The sequence below is a fragment of the Actinomycetota bacterium genome, assembly GCA_005888325.1.
Lineage (GTDB): Bacteria > Actinomycetota > Acidimicrobiia > Acidimicrobiales > AC-14 > AC-14.
On record VAWU01000053.1, the window covers coordinates 1 to 20,505 of the forward strand.

The following is a 20,505-nucleotide window of genomic DNA, read 5'->3' on the forward strand; positions in this document are numbered from 1 at the left end:
GGTGGAGGCCGAGCTGGCGCACCCGGTGGTGTGGGCCTTCGTGCGACGCCTCGTGCGCGACCAGTTCTCGAAAGACCCCTCCCAGTGGCTGCCGGAGACGCCAATGCGCCGCCACCACTACCTCTACGCCCGCACCACCTACCTCGCCCGCCCCGACATCCTCGCGGCCTTGGGCACGCGGCACCGCAAGCTCGCCGCCGCACAGGCCCGCGAGGTCGGGTTGCTCGATCCGGACGGTCCGGGCTCGTGGACCCATCCCGACCTCACCCGGATGCTCCACGCCGACGGCAAGGTCGTCACGCCCCTCTACAAGGCCCACCCGGGCGACACCCGGGTGGACAAACAGACCGGCGAGATCCTCGCCAAACGCTACGAGCCCGACGGTGCGCTGCACTTCCAGGGCGACGGCGAGACGGCCTGGGGCACCAAGTTCGTGCTCGTCGCCGCCCGCGACGAGAACGTGCACGGCCGCATCATCTTGGACGTCGCCTGGGTCCCCAACCACGGCGGCGAAGCCAAGACCGCGATGGACTGCTTCACCCGCCTTGCCCCCCTCGTGAGCGGCGCGCAGGGCGTGATCTACGACACCGCATTGCGCGGCGTGCATCACCAGACCCTGCTGCGCGACCTCGGCCTCATTCCCGTCAACCGGGTCACCGCCGCCAAGGCCGGGGTCAGGCAGCCACGACGGAGGGACGGACAGCGAGTCGAGAAGAGCACCCGGCTCGAGACCCGGACGATCGCGCTCCCCGACGGCAGCACCCGCGCCATCGCGCTCTACGCCCGGGGTGGGGTGGTCGGGATCGGTGAGCTGACCGAACGAGGGGACCTCCACTTCGGCGCACTCACGAGGGTGCGGACGCATCGCAACCCCGACAAATCGGGCCGCTACCGCTGGTACAACGACTACCGCCTCCCCGACCACCTCGGCGCCGGCGTCCTCACGCTGCGGCTCCACGCCACCCCCGAAGACACAGCCCGCAAGTTGAACCGGACCGAGAACGTCCGGGTCATCCCGCCCACCGACCCCGACTTCGCCCGGCTCTACCCGCGCCGCAACGACGCCGAGAGCATCAACCGCAACCTGGATGACACCCTCTGGCTGCGCCGCGCCCACAGCGTCGGCCACGCGCGCCAGTTGCTCAACCTGCTGGGCTACGCCCTCATGGTCAACGGCCTCGCACTCCACCGTCACCGGCGACGACACCCCAGCGCCCTCGCCGCCTGAACCACTGCCGCTCCCGAACCGCCCGGGGCTTCGGCGCGCCCGCACGCATGGTCCGTGGCCGCCGCGGGCCCGCGGGGAGCGAACGCGCCACTCTCCTCCACGTCTCGAAGCCCCGATGACCACGCGCCCCCGAGTTTTCTGCCATCTTTTCTCCATCCCCCGCCCCCGTAGCTCAGGGGATTAGAGCGTCGGTTTCCTAAACCGTGTGCGAAGGTTCGAATCCTTCCGGGGGCGCCTTCGGCGTGATGCGATGGCCCGACCTAGCCCCGCGCCCGTCGCAACCAAACCCTCGGCTGCGTCCTCGGCCGGCGGATGCCGGGCGCTCGACGACTGTGCCGCCGACGACGGCGGGAACGGACGAGCGCCACGATCGTCATCGCCGCGCAGGTCACGATGACGGGCTCCGCCGTCGCTCGCCAGCGCTGGGCACCGTACGTCAGCAGCGTCTGCAGCGTCACCACCACGCCGACGCCGACGAGCGGCCAGCGCGGCGGTCCACGGTGCACCACCATGAGGCCGATGACCGCCAGAGGGATGAGCGCCGCGTACATGGCCCACCCGGCTTGCTCACCGCCGACGGTGCGCCCGGCCGGAGCCTCGAGCCGCGCCTGTTGAAGCGGGTCGAAGACTCCCCAGGTGCGCAGCACCCGAATGGCCGACACGGCCACCAGCCGGCCCTTGTGGGCGCTCGCATAGCGAATGCCCGCTCGACGGATGCGATCCCCTGACTGCACCTCATTCAACGTGAGTGACTCGAGCGGGTCGATGCCAAGCGAGAGGCAATCGAAACTCCAATAGCCGATCATGGTCCCGCCGTATGTCGCGGGGCAGTTGGCTCCGCGCACGACCGTGTTCGCGTTGGTGGAGAACAACACGGGCTCCCCGAAGGTGAGGCTGTTCCGAATGACCCACGGCGACACAACCGCGAGGCTCACGGCCACGGCGACACCGCTGAGCGCCAGACGACGCGAGATGGGTTGGCGTCGGAGTGCGGCCCCGACGGGAAGCGCCAGGAGGAGCAGGACGAGACCCTCGCCTCTCGTCAGCGCGGCGGCACCGATGAGCAGTCCCAGAAGCGCCCAGCGGGACATGCTCGGACGCTCGAGCGCACGATACGCGGCGAGCAGCACGCACGTGACCACCAAGAGGTAGAGCGACTCCGACATGAGCCCGCCGTCCGGCGCGAAGAACATCGGGTGGACGGCGGCGATCCCTGCCGCCACCAGCCCCACCGACGGCCCTCCCAACCGCCGCGCCAGGAACCCCACCGCGGCGACGGTGCACGAGCCCACGCCGCAGGCGAACAGTTGGAGGCTGGTGAGGGAGCTCGCGCCCAGTCGCGAAGGAAGCGCCAGCAGCAGCGGGAACAACGGCGGGAAGTAGGCCGTCGGACGGAAATGGCAGCTCGTGGTGACAGCACAGCGCACCTGGTACCCCCGACCTCGGCTGAGCGTGTTCGCCATGTCGTGGTACCAGTTCGAGTCGAAGCCGAGCTCTCTGTGGCGCATGACCACGAGGACGTAGAGGACACGTACAGCCAGCCCGAGGGCAACCAACGCGACAAGTCGGCGGTTGAAGTGATTCCGCATGGTCGACCAGCCCTTTTGATCGGTGACCGTGGGGGGTCGCTACCAGATAGATAGGTCTCTTCGCTCGTTGGCCAGTCTTCCTTTGAATCGGGAAGCCCGGTCGTTCGACGTCGCCCACGAGCGCGGCTACCTCTCCGAGACGGCAAGGGCATGCCGAGATGCGTTCCGCTACCCTCGGATCCGGTTGCCCCGAGCGGTCCGGGGGGGTGCTGAGGGGTGCCATGTCCGGACGTCACACGCTCCGCAGGCTGCTCGTCGCGTCCGCGGTCGGGCTGGCCGGGATGCTCGCGGTGCCGTGGGTGCCTGCGGCCGACGCCGCGGTGCTGGTCTCCATCGACGTCACCCCGTCGCCCGCCAACGTGCCGATCGGCGTGACCACGCAGTTCACCGCCACCGGCCACTACACCGACCTGAGCAGCGCGGACATCACGACCTCGGCCACGTGGACGTCGTCGGTCCCCTCGGCGGCGACGGTGACCGACACCGGCGCCGACAAGGGCAAGGTCACCGGCGTGGCCCTCGGCGCCACCACCATCACCGCGACGTCGGGACTCATCTCGGGCTCCTCGTTGGTCACGGTGGTGCCGGCCGAGCTGGTGACGATCACCGTCGACCCGCTGCTCGCGTCGATCCCCAAGGGCACGACGCAGCAGTACACCGCCACGGGTCACTACACCGACCTCAGCACTCAGGATCTCACGACCCACGTGGTCTGGTCGTCGTCGCTCACGACGGTGGCCAGCATCTCCAACGCAAACGGGTCGCGCGGGCTGGCGACCGGGGTGGGGATCGGGGCGACGGTCATCACCGCGACCGATGCCGCGACGAGCATCGCCGGCGTCGCCGGCCTCGGGGTGACCGCGCCGGTCCTCGTCGCGATCAACATCTCGCCGCCGGCCTCGTCGGTGACCAGGGGTGGCAGCGAGCAGCTCACGGCCGAGGGCGTCTACAGCGACCTCACGACCGCGCCCCTCACCGACCTGGTCACGTGGAGCTCGCTCTTCCCCGCCAACGCGACCGTCTCCGACACCGTCCCGACCAAAGGCCTGGTGACGGGCGTGGCCGTGGGCGGGACCACGATCAGCGCAACAGACCCCGCGACCTCCATCGTCGGGGTGGCGACCGTCGCGGTGACGCCGTTCATCCCGCTCCCGCAGATCTACATCTCCGATGAGGCGGTGAACGAGCCCCCCGCCGGCGGCACCGCGACGGCGACGTTCACCATCGAGCTCTCGGCACCCTCCGCCGTCCCGGTCACCGTCACCGCGTCGTCGAGCAACGGGACTGCCGCCGCGGGGTCGGACTACAACGCGCTGCTGCCGACGCTGGTGACGTTCACGCCGGGCGGCCCGCTCACCCAGACGGTCTCGGTCACGATCAACGGTGACGACTTCCGCGAGCGGAATGAGAACTTCATCGTCCGGTTGCAGAGCCCCGTCGGCGCGACGCTCGGCGACGACACGGGGGTGGGTCGCATCCTCGACCCGCTGGGACGCTTCACCGTCTTCGTCCGCGACGCGCAGGTCGTCCAGTCGCCGACGGCGCTCACCACCGCGCACTTCGCGGTGGAGCTCAACGCCGCGCCGCTGCCGGGCGAGACCGTCACGGTGCAGGTGGCCACCGCCGACCTGTCGGCGAAGGTGGCCGACAACGACTACGCGGCCCTCGGACCGATCACCCTGACGTTCGACTCGACGACGGGCAACTCGATCGACGTCCCCGTGACCGTCCGCAAGTCCACGCCTGGTGAGGGGACCGAGCAGTTCATGCTGGTCGCCTCGTCGCCGTCCCCGAACCTGCAGATCTCCGACTCGTTCGGCGTCGGCGCGATCTACAACGGTTCGATTCCGTCATTCCCGTCGATCACGATCCAGGACCCGCGCGTTGTCGAGCCCTTCTCGGGCACCGCGACGCTGACGTATCGCATCCGGCTGTCGAAGCCGACGTCGCAGACCGTGAAGGTCACCTACGCGACGACGAACGACGGCACCGCCACGCCGGGCATCGACTACGTCCCCATCCCGCCGACCGTGCTCACGTTCCTGCCGAACGAGACCCAGAAGCTGGTGAACGTCACGGTGAACGGCGATGCCTTCCACGAGCGGGTGGAGACGGTCAAGCTCACGTTGTCCGGCTCGGTCAACGCCGTGATCGGCGACACCCAGGGCGTCGGTCGCATCCGGGACCAGTTGGGGCGCTTCGCCGTGTACGTGCGCGACGCGTCGGTCACCCAGTCGTCGACGTCGACGACGACCGCGAGGTTCGTGGTCTCGTTGTCGGCCACGCCGCTCGCCGGCGAGTCGGTGAGCGTTGCCGTGGCAACAGTTCCCTTCACCGCGACTGCCGTCGACGGCGACTACGTGCCGCTGTCGCAGGACCTCACCTTCGGGCCGGGCGTGAGCAATCAGAGCGTGGACGTCACGGTGAACGCGGGCCCGGCCAGTGAAGCCGACGAGTTCTTCGCCCTGCAGCTGGTCTCGAGCAGCCTCAACGCCAAGATCGCCGACGCGTTCGCCGCAGGCAACATCAGCGCGGGGGCCTGACCCAACCCCGCCACCTCCGCGCTCAAGTCGCCTCGTCAACGGGCCGACGCGGGCTTCAGAGCGCACACCCGCCTGCGCCTGCGCCGGTACAAGGAAGTGAACGTGACGTCTGGGGCGGCCACGACCGACAAATCGACCACGGGTCAGGGGCGAGGGGCGCTACTCCGACCTTTCGTCCTCGGCTATGCGGTGAACCCGGTAGCGCTCGCCCTGCTTTGGGCGCTGCGACGCTGGCACCTGGTGGCTCCGGTGCACGTTTGGGTGTACTTCGTGGTCTTGTGGGGCACCGCGCTGGTGGGGACCGCCAGCGAGCTCTGGTTCCGCCACCGTCCGTCACGAACCTCGCTCCATCTCCGCGTGCTCGTGCAAGTGGCGGGCGTCACCGTCACGCTCTACGTCACCGGGTGGGGACCGGTGATCGCCATCGCCTACGCGTTCATGGCGCAGGAGAACGTGGCCCGGAGCGGCTCGAAGACGTGGCGGATCACCGCGGGGTGGTCCGTCGTCTGCCTCGGGATCGGTCAGCTGGCGATCTGGCGGGGCATCGCGCCGTCGCTGATCTCGGAGCCGCTGGTCCACGGCCTCGCCGCGCTGGAGGCCGCCGCCGTCGTGATGGTGGTGCGAATGGCGGGAGCCGTCACCGACCAGAAGGAACGGGCCGAGGCGCGGTTGCGCGCGAGCGAGGAACGGTTCCGGTCGCTCGTGCAGAACTCGTCCGACCTCACCCTGGTCATGGACACGACCGGCGAGATCACGTACGCGAGCGAGGCGAGCGTGGGACTGCTCGGACGCACTCCCGAGGAGCTCATCGGCGAGCAGGCCGCCGACCTCGTCCATCCGGACGACATCTCCTGGTTGCAGGTCCAGCTGAGTGCCGAGCTCCGTGTCATGACGACCGCTCAGCCGCTCGAGCTGCGGGTCCGGCACTCCGACGGGACCTGGCGCGATGTCGAGGCGGTCGTGGCGGACCTGCTCGACCGACCTTCGGTGGCGGGGATCGTCGTCAATGCCCGCGACCTCACCGAGCGCAAGCGGGTCGAGGCCGCGCTCGAACATCAGGCCCTTCATGACGCGCTGACCGGGCTGCCCAACCGGATGCTGTTCCTCGACCGGCTCGAGCAGGCGATCGCGCGTGCGGGTCGGGAGCACGCCACGCCCGCGGTGATGTTCCTCGACCTCGATCGGTTCAAGCTCGTGAACGACGGATTGGGTCACGACGTCGGCGACGAGCTCCTCATCGGTGTCGCGGCGCGGCTGCGCGGCACGCTTCGCCCCGGAGACACGGTGGCACGATTCGGTGGCGACGAGTTCGTGCTGCTCTTCGAGGGTCTCTCGACGGCAGAGTCGGCGGACGTCCTCGCCGGCCGGATCCTCGCGTGCTTCGCCACGCCGTTCCTCGTCGGCGGCGAGGAGTTCCAGGCCTCGGCCAGCCTGGGCATGGCTCTCGGCGACGGGGCCAAGACGGCCGGCGAGCTGGTGCGCGACGCCGACGCGGCCATGTACCGCGCCAAGGCGTTGTGCCGGGGGCGCCTGCAGGTCTTCGACACCGCGACGCACGACGAATCTCTTCTCCGGATGCACACGGAAACCGCGCTGCGGGGCGCTCTCGCCCGCGGCGAGCTGCGACTGCACTATCAACCGATCTTCGAGCTGGTCGAGGGTCGACCCGTCGGCGTCGAGGCGCTTGTGCGTTGGGAGCATCCCACGCGGGGACTGCTGGGACCGGACGCGTTCATCGCCGTGGCCGAGGACAGCGGGCTCATCGTCCCCATCGGCGCCTGGGTGTTGCGCGAGGCGTGCCGCCAAGTGCGCGCCTGGAACGAGGTGCGCGATCCCGCGCATCCGCTCAGGCTCAGCGTCAACCTCTCGGCCCGCCAGCTGGCTGAGCCGACGCTCGTGGCGACGGTGAGAGACACGCTGCTGGGCGCAGGGATCGATCCCGGCCGCCTGCATCTGTCGCTGGAGATCACCGAGGCGCTCGTGCTGCACGACCCCGAGACGGCCGCTCTGCGTCTGGGCGAGCTGCGAGCGCTCGGGGTGCAGTTCGCGATCGACGACTTCGGCACCGGCTACTCGTCGATGGCCTATCTCCGTCGCTTCCCCGTGAGCATCGTGAAGGTCGACTCGCCGTTCGTGGCGGGCCTCGGGATCGACGACCACGACGAGGCGATCGTGTCCGCGATCGTGCGCCTCGCGCACACGCTCGGGTTGCGCGTCGTCGCGGAAGGCGTCGAGACCGAGCTCCAGCTCGTGCACCTGCGGGCGATGGGTTGCGACTACGCCCAGGGTTACCTGCTGGGTCGGCCCGAGCTCCCCGAACGGGTGGACCTGCTGGGGAGCGACGCGTTCGCCGAGCAGACGCGCGACTCGTCACCGCCGCGCGTGTAGCGCTGCGGTCAACCGTCGTCGTTGCGGATGACCACCCGGCCGGAAGCACGCGCGATCTTGGGCGTGCACGACGAGCCCGAGCACGGCACGCACGGCGAGCCGCTCGTGCAAGCCATCGTCAGCGTGACGGTGAAGAACTTGTCGCCGTCGGCGGGGCGGGTTCCCGGCAGGATGCGTATCGGGATGGTCTGGCTCGACTGGCCGGGGGCGAAGGTCACCGTGCCCGTCATCGAGCCGTTCGGCGGGAGGAAGTTGACGAGCGCGCCGGCGGTGTCGCCGGACGCGCCGATCTGGTAGTTGACGGTGACCGTCGAGCTGGAGCTCGTCTTCGAAAGGGTCACGGTCAGATCCGCTTCGGCGCTCGTGATCCAACCGGCCGCGAGGTGACCCTCGAAGTCGCCCTCGACGACCGTCGTGTCGCCGAGGCCCACCTGGGTTCCGGCCGGCGCGGCTTCGTCGTCGATGATGACCCCGGTGCCCGACCCGTCGGCGATGGGCGCGCCGACCGCTCCACCGAGGAGGACCGTGAACGTCTCGAGTGCCGCGTCGGTGCTGCCCGTCGCCCCGGGTGCCTGGGTGTCGCCGAGCACGGGGACGTCGACCGACTTCGACGTCACGCCCGGCGGGAAGACCAGTGTGCCGAGCACTTGGGTGAAGTCGGAGCCACCCTTGGCGGTGCCGTCGGCCGTGCCGTAGTTGACGCGCACCTCCTTCTCGCTCGGCTCCGAGAGCGTGACGGTGAAGTGCGCGATCGGCTTCACGGGTGATCCCGCGTTGGGCACGTTGCCGACGTCGCCCTCCCAGATGTTGACGTCACCGATGGACAGCGACCGGCGGCCGTTCCTCAGCTCGTTCAAGCGGGTGGCCAGGTCGGTGGCCACGCTCGGACAGTTGGGCGGTTGCGGCGGCTTCATGCCCGACTGCTGGCACAGGTTGTTGAGCTCGTAGGGGTCGGTGACGAGGTTGTAGAGCTCCTTTTGCACGTAGTTCGGGTTGGGGAACGTGAGCGGGTCCTTGATGTCGGTCTCGACGTACTTCCACGACTGACCCGCGGAGGGATAGTCGAGCGTGCGCAGAGCCCAGTACCGGCGCTCGGTCGCGTACGCGCCACTCGGAAGGTTGGACCGGAACTCGATCAGCGTCTGCTTGCGCCAACTCGGAGCCGACGCGCCGATGATCAGTTGGTAGAGGTTGGCGCCGTCGCGCCCGCGGTCCTTGAACTTGTCGAGGACCCCCGCGAACCGGGCGAACGTCGGCGCCAGGTCGACGTTGCTGGCCAGCCTCGTCTCGGTGCGGTTGGGGCCGCCGGGGTACCGGATCAGCAGCGGGAGGTGCGAGCACTCCTCGTACTGGCAGTTCTTGCGGGTCGGCTCGCTCTGCCCCAGCTTGTGGACACCGTGCCCGAAGCCGTTGTCGCTGGTGAAAACGATGATCGTGCGGTTGAGCACCTGGTTCGCCTTCAGCGCGGCGACGATCTCGGCGATGGCCTCGTCGACCGACTTGAGGGCGAGCTGGGCGTTGACGCGGATGCGGTCGGCGTCGTACTCACCCACCTGGGGCGCGATGCCGGGCGTGTTGGTGGTGATCTCCTCGCCCGGGGCACGCTTCGTCAGCACCGGCAGCGAGTCGACCCATTGCGGCTTGTCGTAGTCGTCGGTGTTCTCGGTGCCATCCGGGTTGCCGCCCTCGTTGAAGCTCGGCGAGTGGGGCAGTGTCGGCGGCGGGGTGGCGGGGATGTCGCGGGAAGCCGGTAACGGGGTGCCCGGGCACGCCGCGCCCGACGCGACCGTGCAGTTCTGGAGCTTGCTGTTGTGTGGGCCGTGAGGGGTGAAGTCAAGGAAGAACGGCCCGCCCGCGCTGGTGTTGATGAAGTCGGTGGCGGCGGTGGCGAGCACGTCGGTGGAGTAGCAGTTGTTGGGGTCGTCACGCGCGAGCGGAGGTGCCGCGGAGCACGAATGGGCTGTCTCGTTGTGGTTCTCGTCGATCAGCGAGTAGTTGTAGAACTTCAGGTCTCCACTGCCGGGCGACTCCTCGGAGCGGAACGCGAGCCAACGATCCCAGTTGGGCGGCACGTACGGCTTCGGTACGCCACCGACGAGCTGCGTGCGGCCGAAGGGATAGAGGTTGAGGTACTTGCCAATGAGGCCCGTCTTGTAGCCCGCATCGTGCAGCCAGTTGTTGATCCCGACGGTGTCGTCGAAGATCGCGCCGGAGTCGTTGTCGTTGACCCCGTTGTGGTGGTTGTACTGACCACTGAGCAGACTGGCCCGCGCCGGGCAGCAGATCGACGTGTCGTCGTAGTAGTTCTTGAACTCCACCCACGACCCGTCGGGCCGGCTGCGCAGGTAGGGCATGCCCGAGATCGAGGCAAGGCCGGGCAGGCTGGCGAAGGAGCCCGACGCGGGCTTGTTCACCGGATCGGCCAGGTCGGCGAGGGTGCCGAGCGTCTGGTCGTCGGTGACGATCATCACGATGTTGCACTTCGGGTGGGGCACGGCCCCGCAGTCGACGACGTTGTCGGCCGCCGCCGCGGGACGGGTGTTGCCCGCGTGGGTGAAGAACGAGGCGGGCAGGACCGCTGCCACCACTGCCACGAGCGCGATCAGGGCTCGGAGTCCACGCCTTCGTCCACCGCTGAGCACAGGTGCGTCCCCCTCCATCGCCTCAACCAGGGAACGCCGCTCCCGATCGGCCTGTCAAATGGCGTCCAGGCCGGGTGGGCGAACACGGCCCGCAGTTGTGGCAGGGTGCCGTCCGATGTTCGACGAGGCGGACGAGGGCACATCCGGTGGCCGCTGAGCACGCGACCCTGGCCGCCATCGACATCGGCACCAACTCCATCCACCTGCTCGTTGCACGAGCGCTCGACGGCAACCGCTTCGAGGTGATCGACCGGGAGAAGGAGATGGTGCGCTTGGGCTCGGGCTCGGGCGACATGAAGGTGCTCGAGCCGGCGGCCATCGCCCGTGGCATCGAGGCGCTCCAGCGGTTCCGTCAGGTCGCGGAGATCTCGGACGCGACGATCCACGCAGTGGCGACGAGCGCGGTGCGCGAGGCCGAGAACCGCGACGTCTTCCTCGACCGGGCGCGCGCCGAGGCGGGCATCGAGGTCGAGGTGATCTCGGGCGTGGAGGAGGCACGGCTCATCCACCTCGGCGTGCTCCAGGCAGTGCCGGTGTTCGACCGGCAGCTGTTGCTGATCGACATCGGAGGCGGCAGCACGGAGCTCGTGCTCGGTCGGGCCGGGCGGGTGCTCGAGGCCCGCAGCCTCAAGCTCGGCACGATCCGACTCACCGAGCGTTTCTTCGGTGGCGAGCAGGTGCGCCGCAGCAGTGTCGACGAGTGCCGGCAGTTCGTGCGCGCCTACCTCCGTCCGGTGGCGCGTGAGATCGCGCGACGCGGCTTCGAGGTGGCCGTCGGCAGCTCGGGCACGATCCTCAACGTCGCCGAGATGGTGCAGGCGCAGCGCGGCGGTGAGCCCGTGCGGGTGCTGAGCAACTTCGAGTTCACCGCCGCCGAGCTGGCCGACGTGGTCAAGGCGGTCACCAAGGCGCGCACGGTCAAGGAGCTCCTCAAGGTCGAAGGCCTCGACCCGAAGCGCGCCGACATCATCCTCGGCGGCGTCATCCTGTTGGAGCAGGCCTTCGCCGAGCTCCGCATCGAGCGCATGATCGTCTCGGACTTCGCGTTGCGCGAGGGGGTCCTGCTCGACGCCCTGCAACGCACGCAGGACGCGTCGCTCCACCACCTCCGAGACCTCCGCTACCAGAGCGTGCGCCATCTGGCCGACATCTGCCCCGACGAGCGTGAGCACCTCGAGCACGCCACCGCGCTCGCGCTCCAGCTCTACGACGGTTGCCGCGACCTGCACCAGCTCGACGAGGCGTACCGCGAGCATCTCGAGGCTGCCGGGCTTCTCTGCAACGTCGGCCTCTTCATCTCCCACGCCCGTCACCACCTGCACTCGTATTACATCATCCGCAACTCCGAGCACCTCACCGGATTCACCGACCACGAGGTCGAGCTCATCGCGCAGACCGCCCGCTATCACCGGAAGAGCGCGCCCAAGGCGAACCACGACGAGTTCGCCCGGCTGGCGGAGCGCGACCAGGAGGTGGTGCGGAAGCTGGCGGGCATCCTGCGCGTCGCCATCGCCCTCGATCGCACGCACGCCGGAAACGTGCGCGCCCTGTCGTGTCGCACTCAGGACGGCCGTCTGACGGTCTCGCTCGAGACCGCCGAGGGAGTCGACGCCTCACTCGAGGTCTACACGGCCGACGCGCGCAAGGCCCTGCTCGAAGAGGCACTCGGGGTGGTGGTGGAGCTCGAGACCTAGGCTCCCCGCCATGAGTGACGACGTCGCGTGGCTCGATGCCACCGCGCAGGCCGAGCTGGTTCGCACCGGGCAGGTCAGCCCGGCCGAGTTGGTGGAGGGGGCGATCACCCGCGTCGAGAAGCTCAACCCCGAGCTCAACGCGGTCATCCACCCCCTGTTCGACAAGGCGCGGGCGCAGGCGGCGTCGGACCTGCCGAACGGTCCCTTCCGCGGTGTCCCCTTCACGGTCAAGGACCTCTTCGCTCCTACCGCGGGCGATCCCATCCACAACGGCATGCGCGTCCTGCGCGACGCGGGCAACGTCGCATCCGACGACGTCTACGTGACGGCGCGCTACCGCCGTGCCGGCTTCGTGTTCGTGGGACGCACGAACACTCCCGAGCTGGGCCTCCTGCCCACGACTGAGCCCCTCGCCCACGGCGCCACGCGCAACCCCTGGGACACGACGCGCTCGCCGGGCGGGTCGAGCGGAGGCAGCGCCGCCGCGGTCGCGGCGGGCATGGTGCCCGTCTCGCACGCGAGCGACGGTGGCGGGTCGATCCGCATCCCCGCCAGCATGTGCGGGCTCGTCGGGCTCAAGGTGTCGCGGGGACGCATCACCCTGGGCCCCGACCGCGACGAGACGGGCCTGAGCGTGAACCACGTGGTCGCCCGGTCGGTGCGCGACTCGGCCGGCATCCTCGACGTCACCTGCGGCCCGGCGCCGGGCGACATGGTCGTCGCCCCCGCGCCGGCCCGGCCCTACCGCGACGAGGTGGGTGCCGATCCCGGACGCCTGCGCGTCGGGCTGCTCGCCCATGACCCGGGCGGCACGCTGCACCCCGACTGTGTGGCCGCGGTGCGCGGCGCGGCCGCGTTGCTCGAGTCGCTCGGTCATCACGTGGAGGAGTCACACCCCGCAGTGCTCGACCGTCCCGCCGAGAACGGCGCGAGCTTCCTCGCCCGCTGGAGCACCACGGCTCGCCTCGGCCTCCAGGTCGTCGGGCGGATGGTCGGGCGCGAGCTCACGGCCGACGACGTGGAGCCGTACACCTGGGTGATGGCGGAGATGGCGAACGGGGTGAGCGGCGTCGACCTGGCGCGTGCCCTGGCCGCGTCGGCCGCTTTCACCCGCAGCCTGGCGGGCTGGTGGGCCGGCGGCTTCGACCTGCTGCTCACGCCGACGTTGGGTTCCGTGCCACCGCCCATCGGGGAACTGTCACCGGAGCTCGACGACGCCGACGCGTTCCGCCGTACCCTCACCGCTCTGGTGCCGTACACGACGCACTTCAACGTGAGCGGCCAGCCGGCAATCTCGCTCCCGCTGCACTGGAACGACGACGGGCTGCCGATCGGTGTGCAGTTGGTGGCCGAGTACGCGCGCGAGGACGTGCTGTTCCGCGTCGCCGCGCAGCTCGAGCAGGCGCAGCCGTGGGCGCACCGCAGGTCGCCCGTCTCCGCCTGAGCCGAGCAGACCCCGCGTTCAGCCCTCGGGCGTGAACCGCACGGGCACGCACGTGGGCGACCGGAACCCGAACCCGTGGATGTGGGGGTCGTGCGTGTCGGTGCCGGGCGGGCCGGGGTCGAGCTCGATGCGGGGGAAGCGGTCGAGCAGCGCGTTGAGCACGATGCGCATCTCCATCCGGGCCAGGTGCATGCCCAGGCACATGTGCGGGCCGGACGCGAAGCCGAGGTGCTGCTGGTCGCGACGGTGGATGTCGAAGCGGTCGGGGTCGGCGAAGCGCGTCTCGTCGCGGTTGGCCACGCCCAGGCACACCGTGACGTGTGCCCCCGCGGGGATCTCGACACCGGCAACGGTGGAATCGCGGACGGCGAGCCGCGGGATGAAGGGCACCGCCGGCTCCCACCGCAGCAGCTCCTCGATGGCGTGGGGGACGAGCGTCCGGTCGGCGCGGGTCTCCTCCAGCTGATCGGGGTGGGTCAGCAGCGCGAGCAGCAGGCTCCCAACCGAGCAATAGGTCGTCTCGGATCCGGCCGGCAACAGCAGGCGCAGGTACGACACGATCTCGATGTCGGTGAGGACCTCGCCGTCCACCTCGGCCGTGGCGAGCTCGCTGATCAGGTCGTCCCGCGGGTCTGCGCGCCGGGCCCCGACGATGGGGAGGAGGTAGGCCTCCAGCTCCCGGGAGGCGTCGAGGGCTGCGTCGTACCCGGCGCCGACGCTCGTGAGGGTGAAGGCCAGCGCCTGGAAGTGCTGGTAGTCCTCATGGGGCAGGCCGAGGATGCGGGCGATGACCTGCACCGGGTACGGGAACGTCAGCTCGCTCACCAACTCCGCCCGCCCGCGCGGTGCGAAGGCGTCGATCATCTCGTGGGCCAGCGGCCCGATGAGCTCGTCCTCCCAGCGTTGCAGCGTCTTCTGCCGGAAGGCATGGCCAGCCAGGTTGCGATGGCGCTTGTGCTCGGGCTCATCCATCTCGAGGATGGTGTGGCCCATCACCGGGCCCATCATGTCCACGTAGATCGTCGACGAATACGTCGCGTTGTCGCGCAGCACGTGGGCGCAGTCGTCGTAGCGGAGGACGGCGAAGCGCGCCGAGCCGTCGTCGGCCGTCGGGCTCTGGAAGAGTCCGCCCTCGACCACGCCTACCGAGCGGCGCAGCCCGGCCAGTCGCGTCCACGGGTCGCGCACACCACCGCCCGCGGTGAGGTCGAAGGCGTCGCGGACGTTGCTCGACTCCATCGTTACCCCCTGAGTGACGTCCGCGTCAGGGTAGAGCACCCGCGCCGGCGCCGCGTTTCCGTAGCGACGTTCGCGCGTCGACGCGCCTCGCTCCGGTGCTGCCATTGTCGCCGGGGCGCCGCGACGGGCAAGATGCACGCATGTCGTTGCAGGGCAGCTTCGACGTGCTCGGCTTCTCCGAACTCCTGGAGTTGCTCGAGCGCAAGCGGCAATCGGGTCGCCTGCATGTGCGCGCCGGCGGGGTGGCCGGGCACATCTACCTGCGCGACGGGCATCTGACGGGCGCCGAGTCCGGCGACTACACGACCCCTTCGTCCGCGGGCGAGGCCCGGACACGCCTCGAGGAGCTGTGTTTCGAGTTCCTCCAGTGCGAGCGCGGCGTGTTCGAGTTCCAGCCGCGCGTGTCGGCACCCTGGGCGACGCAGCTCTCGTCGTCGGTCGAGACCGTGCTCCGAGAGGCCCGGCAGCGGCTGATCGAATGGCGTGAGATCCAGGCCGTCATCCCCTCGATGGACGTGCGCCCGCGCGTCGTCGACGAGCTCATCCCCGAGGCCGTCACGCTGACGCGCGACAGGTGGCGCCTCATCGCCGCCATCGACGGGCGGCGCAGCGTCCACCGCCTGGCGCGCACGCTGGGCCTGGGGACCTACGAGGTGGGCCGGCTGCTGAAGTCGCTCGTCGACGACGGCATCGTGACCATCGACGCGGAGCGGCCCAAGGCGGCGATCGCGGCAGAGGTCGACCTCACCGCTCCCGACGACGACGACCTGGGAGACGGGGATGCAGCGGACCCGCCGGCACCGGGAGACGACGGGGAGGCGGGGGGGTCGAAGCCGTCGCGACCCCTGCTGCGCATCGGCTCGAAGCTCGGCAGGCAGGGCCCGAAGGGCTGAGTCGAAAGATCCGAAACTTCCAGACCCGGCCGGTTTTCAACCGGGTGCCGGGCAGTACCATGACGGACGTGGGGGGCAGAGGCAAGGGCAAGTCGGATGACCGCGAGCGGTCCGCCGTCGCGGATCTGCAGGAGCAGATGCGACGCGAGGCCGAGGCGCACTTCCGCTGGGCGCGCGAGGCGAAGCTTCGGCGCGAGGCCGAGAACCGCGGGACGATCGCGGCCGGCTCGCCGGCACCGATGCCGCCCCAAACCCCCGCCGACGCGCAGCCGTCACCGGGCCAGGAGCGCTCACCCGCCGCCGAGGCGCCACCGACCGCCACCGCGCCATCGACCGAGACCGCACCGCCGCCTGAGTCATCGCCGGTCGTCGAGGCAACGCCGGCCCGCACGGCGCGGTCGGTCGCCGAGGCACCGTCGCTCTCGCTGCGGGGCGCCGCGCTGGCGGGTCTGCAACCGACCTTCGAGGACCAGTGGCAGCAGCTCGAGCGCAACCGGCGCGACCTCCTCGCGGAGTGGGCCCGCCTGAGCAAGGCGCGTGAGCGCATCGAAGCGACCTACGAGCGCCTCGACGACCTCCGGGAGCAGCTCGACGCGGAGCGCCGTCAGCTCGAGCTCCAGCGTGAGCGACTGTGGATGGGACGCTTCCAGCTGGTCAGCGAGTCCGAACGGTCCGAGGCCCGCCCGGTGGCGACCGACCGGTGGCGCGACGCCGCCTCACACGTGTTGGAGGCCGCCGTCATCGTGCGCGCGACCGTGACCGCGGTGGTGGCCGAACAGGGCCCGCGATGGATGGCTCGCCTCCGCGGCCGAGCGGCCCGCGGCGCGCTGACGGGTGGCCGGCGGCGAGCGCTGCCCCCGGGGTCGTAGCGTCCTGACCGGCGGGTGCCGACCGGTCCGACGACGTGACAGGATCGGCCGATGCGCTTCGCGATCAAGACGGCTCCCCAACACACCACCTGGGACGACATGCTCGCGGTCTGGACCGCCGCCGACGACATCGACGTGTTCGAGTCGGGATGGACGTTCGACCACTTCTACCCGATCTTCTCCGACCCGACCGGTCCGTGCCTCGAAGGGTGGGCCACGCTCGCCGCGCTCGCCCAGGCGACCAGGCGCATCCGCGTCGGTGTGCTCGTCACCGGCAACATCTACCGCCACCCGGCGGTCCTCGCCAACATGGCTGCGACGGTCGACGTCATCTCCGACGGCCGCCTCGAGCTCGGGCTCGGCGCGGGTTGGAACGAGGAGGAGTGCAACGCCTACGGAATCGAGCTCCCTCCCCTGAAGGAGCGCTTCGACCGCTTCGACGAGGCGTGTGCGGTGATCGTCGGACTGCTCTCGAACGAGACAACCGACTTCGACGGCCGCCATTACCAGCTGCGATCAGCGCGTTGCTCACCGAAGCCGGTGCAACGACCGCATCCGCCCGTCTGCATCGGCGGGCTGGGCGAGAAGCGGACGCTGCGCGCCGTGGCCCGTTGGGCCCAGCACTGGAATGCGCCTGCGCTGTCACCAGCCGATCTCGTCCACAAGCGTGAGGTGATCGCAGCCCACTGCGCCGACGTCGGCCGCGACCCGTCCGAGATCATGACCTCGACCCACCTCCGCCTCGGTGACGACGGCGACCCCGGTCGAGTGGCCGACCAGGCTGCGGCGCTGGCCGAATCGGGCCTCGACCTCGGCATCGTCTATCTCCCCGTGCCGCACACGCCGAAGGTGCTGGAGCCGCTCGCCGCCGCGCTCGCGCCGTTGACCTGAGCCCCACGTCGGCTCACTAGCATCGACCGACATGGCGCGCGAGCCCGCTGTCGCGGCAGTGGACGACGTCGACGAGTGGGGCCGGTCGGAGCACATGTGCGACGTCTTCCATCGCGCGTTCGACCCCATCTACCGTCGATGGTTCCGGGCGCGATGGGAAGGGCTCGAGCACATCCCCCGCTCCGGCGGCGCGCTGCTCGTGGCGAACCACGCGGGAGCCGTGCCGGCCGACGGCCCGGTGATCATGCACGGGATCGAGAAGGAGGTGGGCCGGCCCCTGTACGTGCTCGCCGACTACACGTTCTGGTCCCTGCCCGTCGCGGGCACCGTCTTCGCCCGGATGGGTGGCGTGGCCGCTCACCCGGCGAACGCCCACCGGCTCCTGCACGACGAGGGCTGCCTCGCCCTCGTCTACCCCGAGGGCACCAAGGGCACCGGAAAGCTGATGGGGGAGCGCTATCAGCTGCGCCGCTTCGGCCGGGGCGGGTTCGTCGAGACCGCCATGCGTGCGGGCGTGCCGGTCGTGCCGATCGCGGTCGTCGGCTCCGAGGAGGCCATGCCGATCGTGTACAAGAACGGCGCGCTCGCGCGAGCGCTTCGCGTGCCGTATGTCCCGATCACCGCGAACATGCTGTTGTTCGGCCCCGCGGGGCTCATCCTCTTCTTCCCCGCCAAGTTCCATCTGCGCGTCCTCGAGCCGGTGACGTTCGACGTCGCGCCCGACGAGGATCGGTACTCCACCAGCATGGTGATGGACGAGGCCGAGCGGATCAGGGAGCGCATCCAGCTCGCGCTGGTCGACATGCTCGAAGCGCGCAAGAGCATCTGGTTCGGCTGACGTGCGGGCCACCGTGGGCGTTTTCAGGCACGGGCGCGGGGGACCTGAGAAGATCAGGTCGTGAGCGGGTACCGGTACGTCCTGTTCGACGCCCTGTTCGACGACGCGGGGGCGGAGGCGATGATCCGCCTCTGCGAGCGGTTCGGCTCGTACGGCATGTACTCGCAGGAGAACGTCGATTCCGAGATCGGCCGCGGCCTGAGCCAGCGTCACGACAGCGTGCTCAACTTCCTGCGCACCGGCGGACGCCACGGTCGTCACGAGCCGGTGGCCACGCTCGCGGCGCGTACGAACTACTTCCGCGAGGAGTACGCCTACGGCCAGCGGGCGCTGATCGACGGCATCGAGCCGTACCTCAACCACGCGGGCTTCACCGACGCCGCCCGTCTCGTGCACGGCCGACCCGTCATCGAGCCGGCCATCGTGTTCGCCAACCTGATGGTGCCGGGCCAGGAGCTGGCGCTGCACACCGACGTGCCCGAGTTCCGCGGCTGCAACCGCAAGACCTGCCCTCAGTGGCTGCTCGTCGCCATGCACCACTCCGGCCTGTTCTCGAAGTGGCGGATGCCGATCGCCACGGGTGTTGCGTGGTTCCACGACTGCAAGGGCGGCGAGTTCGCGTTCTTCCCCGACGGTCCCGACGCGCCGGCCGTGGCCCACGAGGTCACGTTCAACACCGCCATCCTGCTCGATGCCGACAGCGTGTTCCACGGTGTGGACCGCGTCTTCGACACGGGCGAGGAGATGGCGCCCTTGAAGCCCGGGATGCGCCTCGACTTCGCGGGCGACGGCGCGTGGGTGGTGCACGACGGCCATCGCGAGGTCACGCGCTACGCGTGGGAGGAGCTGCGCTTCTCGGTGTCGTGGAAGGCGTACTGCTTCACCGACGAGCACGAGCAGCGCGCGTGGCGCCACCATGCCGAGGACCTCACGCTCGAGGTCGTGGTCGACCGTCTCGTCGACGACCTGCGCGAACGCGGTCGCATCGAGGGGGAGGTTCCTGGTCACCCGGACCTGGCGCTGCTGATCATCGAGGAGTACATCCGCTTCCCGGCGGCCTAGGGTCGCGGTCCCGGCAGAGATCAGAGGGGGGAATCGATGTCGAAGAAGCTGATGGTGGCGATCATCTGCGTCCTTCTGCTGGGGTCCACCGCGGTTGCGGCCGCCGACGACGAGGGCGACGGCCAGAGCCGGCTCTTCAACGTGCTGCCGCCGGGCGAGTCGGGCGGCCTGCCGCTCGACGTGCACTCGAGAGACCAGATCCCGCTGTACGACGGTCTCACGCCGCTGTTCGACCAGGTGAAGGCGGGCGACATCGAGACGCACTTCAAGCCCGAGATCCTCGGCCTCGGCAACGAGACCGGCACGGTCGAGCCGACGCCTCGGCCCGGCCTGCGACTCGTGCGCGACTCCTTCGGCGTGCCGCACATCTTCGGCGAGCAGCGGGCCGACGTGATGTACGGCGCGGGCTGGGCCGCGGCCCACGACCGCGGCCTGCTCCTGGAGGTCATCCGCGGTCCGGCTCGGGTCGCCGCGCTCGACGTCCCCGGGCTCGACGCTTTCAACCTCGCCCTCTCCCTCCGCCAGTTCCAGCCGAGCGCGCAGACCGAGCAGTTCCTCGACGCCCAGCGCGTCAGCCTCCTCGACGAGTTCGGCGCGACGGGACGCAAGGTGCTCGCCGACGTCGACGCGTACATCGAGGGCATCAACGCCTACTACCGGTCCACGGGCAACCCGGCCGCTCCGTGGACCCGCAACGACGTGCTCGCCACCACCGCGCTCATCGGGGCGGTCTTCGGCAAGGGCGGCGGCGACGAGGTTCGTCGTTCGGAGCTGCTCGCGCGCTTCCAGGCGCAGTTCGGCGCGGAGGACGGTCTCAAGATCTGGCGTGACCTGCGCGAGGCGCACGACCCCGAGGCGCCCACCACCATCAACAAGCGGTTCCCGTACCTCGAGAGCCCGAAGGGGGCGACGCCCGGCTCCGCGGTCGTCGACGCCGGCTCGGTGCAGTCGGTGACCGCCCTAACGCCGGTGCGCCACATGTCCAACGCGCTCCTCGTCGACGGGGATCGCTCGGCCACGCACAGCCCGCTCGCCGTCATGGGCCCGCAAGTCGGCTACTTCTATCCCGAAATCCTCATGGAGGAGGACCTTCACGGCGGCGGCATCGACGCGCGCGGCGTCGCCTTCCCGGGCATCTCGCTCTACGTGCTGTTGGGGCGGGGCAAGAACTTCGCGTGGAGCGCG

13 protein-coding genes and 1 tRNA gene (1 of these 14 only partly in view) are annotated in these 20,505 nt (G+C 70.0%); 11 read left to right on the forward strand and 3 right to left on the reverse strand.

The window, feature by feature from the left end; translation table 11 throughout:
• Positions 1 to 1,389: 1,389 nt before the first annotated feature.
• A tRNA-Arg gene (locus E6G06_16130) sits at positions 1,390 to 1,465 on the forward strand.
• A gap of 23 nt (positions 1,466 to 1,488) precedes the next feature.
• Here E6G06_16130 and E6G06_16135 read toward each other — a convergent pair.
• Positions 1,489 to 2,817 (reverse strand): glycosyltransferase family 39 protein, encoded by a 1,329-nt coding sequence (locus E6G06_16135; GenBank protein TML88365.1) that lies wholly within the window; start codon positions 2,815 to 2,817, stop codon positions 1,489 to 1,491.
• A gap of 158 nt (positions 2,818 to 2,975) precedes the next feature.
• Between E6G06_16135 and E6G06_16140 the strand changes: the two genes are divergently transcribed.
• Positions 2,976 to 5,360, forward strand: coding sequence for a hypothetical protein (locus tag E6G06_16140; protein ID TML88366.1), 2,385 nt, complete (start codon positions 2,976 to 2,978; stop codon positions 5,358 to 5,360).
• A gap of 102 nt (positions 5,361 to 5,462) precedes the next feature.
• A complete protein-coding gene (locus E6G06_16145) occupies positions 5,463 to 7,748 on the forward strand; it encodes an EAL domain-containing protein (GenBank protein TML88367.1) in 2,286 nt (761 codons plus the stop codon).
• An 8-nt stretch (positions 7,749 to 7,756) separates the two neighbouring features.
• On the opposite strand, the gene E6G06_16150 is transcribed toward E6G06_16145, so the two are convergent.
• Positions 7,757 to 10,408: a hypothetical protein gene (locus tag E6G06_16150; GenBank protein ID TML88368.1), complete on the reverse strand. Its 2,652-nt coding sequence runs from the start codon at positions 10,406 to 10,408 to the stop codon at positions 7,757 to 7,759.
• On the opposite strand from E6G06_16150, the gene E6G06_16155 reads away from it, so the two are divergent.
• Together E6G06_16155 and E6G06_16160 are read left to right on the forward strand one after the other, a co-directional pair.
• A complete protein-coding gene (locus E6G06_16155; protein ID TML88369.1) occupies positions 10,393 to 12,084 on the forward strand; it encodes a Ppx/GppA family phosphatase in 1,692 nt (563 codons plus the stop codon). The two genes, E6G06_16150 and E6G06_16155, sit on opposite strands and share 16 nt — an antisense overlap.
• Before the next feature lie 10 nt (positions 12,085 to 12,094).
• Entirely contained in the window at positions 12,095 to 13,528 is a 1,434-nt protein-coding gene (locus E6G06_16160) for an amidase (GenBank protein ID TML88370.1), read from the forward strand.
• A gap of 18 nt (positions 13,529 to 13,546) precedes the next feature.
• Here the strand turns inward: E6G06_16160 and E6G06_16165 are convergent, their stop codons facing one another.
• Complete coding sequence (locus tag E6G06_16165; GenBank protein TML88371.1) at positions 13,547 to 14,767, reverse strand: cytochrome P450; 1,221 nt, start codon at positions 14,765 to 14,767, stop codon at positions 13,547 to 13,549.
• A gap of 140 nt (positions 14,768 to 14,907) precedes the next feature.
• Here E6G06_16165 and E6G06_16170 point away from each other — a divergent pair, with 140 nt between their 5' ends.
• The 6 genes from E6G06_16170 to E6G06_16195 all read left to right on the forward strand — a co-directional run.
• The gene (locus E6G06_16170) at positions 14,908 to 15,660 is read left to right on the forward strand and encodes a DUF4388 domain-containing protein (GenBank protein TML88372.1); all 753 of its coding nucleotides are present in this window, start codon (positions 14,908 to 14,910) and stop codon (positions 15,658 to 15,660) included.
• 68 nt (positions 15,661 to 15,728) lie between these two features.
• Positions 15,729 to 16,529, forward strand: a complete 801-nt coding sequence (locus tag E6G06_16175) for a hypothetical protein (GenBank protein ID TML88373.1) — start codon at positions 15,729 to 15,731, stop codon at positions 16,527 to 16,529.
• 51 nt (positions 16,530 to 16,580) lie between these two features.
• Positions 16,581 to 17,420 (forward strand): LLM class F420-dependent oxidoreductase, encoded by an 840-nt coding sequence (locus tag E6G06_16180; protein TML88374.1) that lies wholly within the window; start codon positions 16,581 to 16,583, stop codon positions 17,418 to 17,420.
• Positions 17,421 to 17,451: 31 nt separating this feature from the next.
• On the forward strand, positions 17,452 to 18,258 hold the full coding sequence (locus E6G06_16185; GenBank protein ID TML88375.1) for an acyltransferase family protein: 807 nt from the start codon (positions 17,452 to 17,454) through the stop codon (positions 18,256 to 18,258).
• Positions 18,259 to 18,318: 60 nt separating this feature from the next.
• The gene (locus tag E6G06_16190) at positions 18,319 to 19,320 is read left to right on the forward strand and encodes a hypothetical protein (GenBank protein TML88376.1); all 1,002 of its coding nucleotides are present in this window, start codon (positions 18,319 to 18,321) and stop codon (positions 19,318 to 19,320) included.
• 36 nt (positions 19,321 to 19,356) lie between these two features.
• Positions 19,357 to 20,505 carry the 5' end (the start) of a penicillin acylase family protein gene (locus tag E6G06_16195; GenBank protein TML88377.1) on the forward strand. It continues 1,230 nt past the right edge of the window, so the window shows 1,149 of its 2,379 coding nt (coding positions 1–1,149); it begins with the start codon at positions 19,357 to 19,359; its stop codon lies beyond the right edge, outside the window.